Below are 4,601 nucleotides of genomic sequence, written 5' to 3'. Positions count from 1 at the left end.
AGCTGGCGCAGTTCCGCTTTCTATGGAATTCGTGCTTGCGATCATGCCCCACACACTCACGTTTTTGGTGTTGTGCTGGGGATTATCCGCCGTTCGGCGTTTTATTTGGAGATAAACATATGAAAAAGAAACTGTTAGTGACCCTCGCAACTGCGGTTGCACTGGGTGCGTCCCCTGCATTTGCAGCGATTGATACCGCTGGTGCGGTTGGCGAGATTAGCGGCATCAGTGAAGCAGTTGTCGCAGTCGGTGGCGCCTTGATTGGCTGTGCGGCGACGGCCGTGTCAGTCAAATGGGTCAAAGCGGCCATCTTTGGTTAATCGGTAAACATGGGGGCGAAAGCCCCCTTTTGGAGGCGTCATGGTGGTCACTCAAGATATGTACGTTGCGGGCATTGTCTTTCTCGGTTTGTTTCTACTGTTTCGGTGAAAATCATGCGACGTTTATTGGTTAACTTTGTTTGTTGTTTGTTTTTTATCACCTTTTCTGCGGTGGCTGCTCGCCCTTGCTCAGATCCGAGAGCAATGGCAAATATTCGCCATATTAAGCCTAGAGCTGAAGAACTATACATTGGTAAGCGTATTTGGAGTGGCATCACTGAGGATAAAAAAGATCCGGCATTCTGGCGGACTATCAAGTCTGTGACGTGTGAGTCTGTTAAGAAGACAGATACTGTGGGCCGTCCTTTAGTGGGCCTTAAGTGTGGTTATTATCGCGAAACCTCTCAATATGCTGAGTATGTTGACCCGTTTTATGGTTTAGAAGCAACGTGTTCACTTGTCAATAAGAAAGATTATGACGCCTTTGAGTTACCAATCAATGGTGAAACCGTACAGCTTTGTGATGCTGAAACGCAAACCTGTGATATGCCGGAAGGTCCGCTTCCCGTAGGCAGTGATTGCACTGATACTAACGCGTTTCCTGTGACATTCGAACGCGGTAACTCGCCTGGCAACAATATTTGCAATGGGGGGTGTTACGCTGAAATAGGCGATCTGCAACTCTGTACGGGTGATACATGTAACGCGCAATTCTCGAATACAGGTCAAACGTGCTCAGTTTCAGCAAACGGTGATATTGAAAAATACGGCGATCCGATTGATGGTAGTGCCGGTTCTGGTGATGGCTCAGACTCGGGCAGTGACACCGACACAGGTGACGATGGTTCGTCTGGCTCTGGTGATGGTACGTCATCCGGTGGAACCACTGGCGGTACTTCTGGTGGGACAAGTGGCGGCACGACTGGCGGTGAAGACTCCGGCAGTGGTATTGATACGGCTGGCATTATTGGTGCGATTAACGACCAGACCGCCGTCCTTGATAGCTCCATCCAAAACGTGGCCGATAAAACGCAAGCCATCGACACCGCTATCTATAACGAGATAGTCCCCAAACTCGAACACCTTGCCTCTGTTGATTCAGGCATCAACTCCGTTAACGACAAACTACAAATCTTGATTGACTCGGCGAGCACGGCGGAAGAAGTCCGCAATGCTGAGCGTATGCTGTTAGACAATATCAGCCAATGGAACGAGCAAACCCTCGGCGCAACCCAAGACGTGCTCAAAGAACTACGCGCGGTAAGCTGTGGCCTTGACCCCAATTGTTTAGACAATGGCGATACAGGCGGTGGTGACACGGATGGCGACGGTGATGGCAACTCTGACGGTGACGGGAATGGTGATGGCTCGGGTGATGGTGACGGTGATGACGGTGACCCGTCCGGCGAATGTGACCCAGACACCGACGATTGTGGCGATGGTGACGGTGACACCAATGGCGCTCAGCTGAGTTGCACCGAACAGGCACAGAACTTCCAATGCACTGGTGATCCGATTCAATGTGAACAACTGCGCCTGCAATTTGAGCAAGCCTGCATTTCTGACGACCTCAAAAAGCTAGAAGAAAAAATCGACAACATGACGGATTACGAGATTGCTGACGTGCTCGTGCAAGAAGATGAAGTCGATATCTCAAACATCGTCAATAACACAAAACACAGTGTTGCAATGTCCGGCGGCTGCCCTGCTCCGCAATCAGTTTCCGTACTGGGCGCTAGCGTCTCCTTCTCGTATGACATGATTTGCGAGCTTGCTAGCACACTTCGACCGCTACTTATTCTGCTCTGCTCCGTGATTTCAATGTTCATGGTAGGCCGTGCCGTCACATCATAGGGGGAACTATGCCAGCAGTCTTTTATTCTATCGGGGCGTTTTTACTCGCACTCGCCCCTAAAATCATCAAGTTTTTAACCAGCCATGTTGCGATTGCNCCGGATACATCCAAGACAATATTGGTGGGCTTCCGTCTGACATGACAGGCATCCTTGGCCTGCTCGGTCTCGACAAGGGCTTAAACATCATTATTTCAACGCTGGTCTGGACAACGACATACAAAGGCTTGTCCGGTGCGCGTTCTTACCGTTCCAGCTGGCGCAAACCCACAACCTTTGGTGGTTAATCATGCTCTACGGATTCAGTGGCTTGCCCGGTGCCGGCAAAACCCTCAATGCAGTCAAATTCACCTGCGAAGAAAGCGTGTTTCAGGGACGCCAACGCTACTACCACGGCGTGCCGCTGCTGTTCTTTGACTATGACGTGTGCGACAGCTTCAAAGGCTGGTTTTACGGCGTGTTCATGGTATCGACCGACAACCAGCTCATACACAAAAAAGTAAAACGCATACACAAAGAAGACCGCTATGCAGAGCTAAGCGACTTCCCGTTCCTCGCGAACGAATATGAGAAACATCAACCGTTCGCGCTATGGCTCAAGTGGATTAAGCGCTGTTACCCCGCCAGTGCTCTCAAAGAGATTCGCGACGTGTGCACCATGCTTGAAATCCCCGAGCATGAACTCACGTTCGCGCACGTCGAGCATTTAAACCTGCATTGGATCCAATTCGACAACCCGCACAAATGGCATGAACTCCCCCACGAATCGGTGATTGTCATTGACGAAATTCAGGATATCTGGGGAACGAGGAGCGCGGGGGCGAGGGATCCAATTCGACAACCCGCACAAATGGCATGAACTCCCCCACGAATCGGTGATTGTCATTGACGAAATTCAGGATATCTGGGGAACGAGGAGCGCGGGGGCGAGTGTTCCAAAAGCCGTTGAGGAGTACGCAACACACCGCCACAAAGGCTTTGATTTAGTCCTTATCTCACAAGACTTTCGTGATTGTGATGTGTTTATTCGCCGCCGTATCGGTAATCACAAACATTACCTCAACTACGGCCTGAAATATCTCAAGGTTTGGGAAGATCACAAACTCATTCCAACGGACGACAGCAAAGCGCTCTGGCGATTAGGCTCTAAAAAAATCACTAAAGACAAACGCTTCTTTGGTGTGTACTTATCCGCTGTCCTCCACACTCACAAACCCAAACTGCCACGCAAAGTGAAACTTGCGCTGTACGTCGCTGCATTCTCGTTCTGTGCAATGGCAGCGGGTATCTTGTTTCTCGTTAACAAGTTCACCAGTGACACACCCGAGACCGCAATCAGTGACACTGTCACTCACTCAGAAACGGCGACATTATCGGATAACAGCCTCGCGAACACAGACTTTAAGTTGTTCACGCCCCGCGTTGACGCCCTGCCTTTCACCGCTCCCGTCTTTGACGACCGCATCGCGCGCGGTGAGCTCGATATTCCCCAACTGTTTTGCTACGCGGTTGATATGTCGTGCAAATGCTACACACAACAGGGTACGCGCTACAGCGTCTCACACTCTGAATGCCTCAACATTGCCCAGTTCGGCACCTTTAACTACTTCAAGAATCAGGATGAACGCACACGATGAAACGGATAATGATCGCCCTACTCATGCTCTGCGCGTGTCAGGCGCCCGCGTCGGAGCTTATCAGTAACATACAGGGTAAAACCCTCGACCAGTTCTTCATCATGGCAAGCGACGTCATGGGCAAAACCATTGTGACGTCCCCATCCATCGACGGCGATGTCAAAATCTATAACATCGGTCGAGCGGCAAACTTTCGTGATGTGTTCTTCTATGTCATCCGCGCAAACGGCCTTGCGTATCAAGAAAACAAAGACATCATTCGCGTGTTCCGCAAAAACCGACTCAAACCCGAAGACAACATCACGACCAAGGTTTACCGCCTCATCAACGTCAAAGCCGATTCAGTGCTGACATCACTCAATACAGCATTCCAGTCATACGCTACCCGCCTCGGCGTACCTGACCTATTTGTCGCGCAATCTGTCTTGAATGGTCGTGGTGTGATGGTCACAGCGCCCCGTTCTGCGCAAAGTGAACTTGCAACACTGGTGCAATCACTGGACTACGTCCCGCAGCAAGTGCTTGTACGTGCAGTGATATTCGAAACGATTGATACAGACATGGAGGAGATCAACACGGCATTTGTGGCCAAGATGGGTGATGCGACATTCAGCACCCAAGCAGAAAACGGCAGCAATGTATTCTCCGAGCTTGCGGGCGTGTTTTACAACTCACTGAACTTTGACGCTTACGTGAAGTTTTTAAGCGGCAGTGAGCGTGTCTCCGTTCACTCGAAGCCCAGTCTTTTGATAAAGCATCAGCAAACGGGCCAACTCTCCGTTGGTCAAAAC

6 protein-coding genes are annotated in these 4,601 nt (G+C 50.5%); all 6 read left to right on the top strand.

Annotated features, from left to right (window positions below; genetic code table 11):
- The first annotated feature begins 119 nt into the window (after positions 1-119).
- The gene (locus BZJ18_RS16910; protein WP_077458520.1) at positions 120-320 is read left to right on the top strand and encodes a major capsid protein; all 201 of its coding nucleotides are present in this window, start codon (positions 120-122) and stop codon (positions 318-320) included.
- Between the two features lie 114 nt (positions 321-434).
- The gene (locus tag BZJ18_RS16905; protein WP_077458518.1) at positions 435-2,174 is read left to right on the top strand and encodes a virulence factor TspB C-terminal domain-related protein; all 1,740 of its coding nucleotides are present in this window, start codon (positions 435-437) and stop codon (positions 2,172-2,174) included.
- 106 nt (positions 2,175-2,280) lie between these two features.
- Complete coding sequence (locus BZJ18_RS17845) at positions 2,281-2,460, top strand: DUF2523 family protein (protein WP_108743181.1); 180 nt, start codon at positions 2,281-2,283, stop codon at positions 2,458-2,460.
- A 2-nt stretch (positions 2,461-2,462) separates the two neighbouring features.
- Positions 2,463-3,032 carry a hypothetical protein gene (locus BZJ18_RS16895; protein ID WP_077458514.1) on the top strand — a complete coding sequence of 190 codons (570 nt, stop codon included), beginning with the start codon at positions 2,463-2,465 and terminating at the stop codon, positions 3,030-3,032.
- A 16-nt stretch (positions 3,033-3,048) separates the two neighbouring features.
- Positions 3,049-3,810, top strand: coding sequence for a zonular occludens toxin domain-containing protein (locus tag BZJ18_RS16890; protein WP_241825007.1), 762 nt, complete (start codon positions 3,049-3,051; stop codon positions 3,808-3,810).
- Between the two features lie 8 nt (positions 3,811-3,818).
- Positions 3,819-4,601 (top strand): hypothetical protein (locus BZJ18_RS16885; RefSeq protein ID WP_131825302.1); only part of this gene is annotated, 783 nt, incomplete at its 3' end.

The sequence above is a fragment of the Salinivibrio sp. IB872 genome, from assembly GCF_001995345.1.
GTDB lineage: Bacteria > Pseudomonadota > Gammaproteobacteria > Enterobacterales > Vibrionaceae > Salinivibrio > Salinivibrio proteolyticus.
Note: the sequence above shows the minus strand (reverse complement) of the source record. Positions and strands in the feature narration are given on the sequence as shown.

Excerpts from the sequence above, each read along its gene's own strand:
- BZJ18_RS16910 (WP_077458520.1), top strand. The coding sequence starts at position 120 with ATGAAAAAGAAACTGTTAGTGACCCTCGCAACTGCGGTTGCACTGGGT.
- BZJ18_RS16905 (WP_077458518.1), top strand. The coding sequence starts at position 435 with ATGCGACGTTTATTGGTTAACTTTGTTTGTTGTTTGTTTTTTATCACC.
- BZJ18_RS16895 (WP_077458514.1), top strand. The coding sequence starts at position 2,463 with ATGCTCTACGGATTCAGTGGCTTGCCCGGTGCCGGCAAAACCCTCAAT.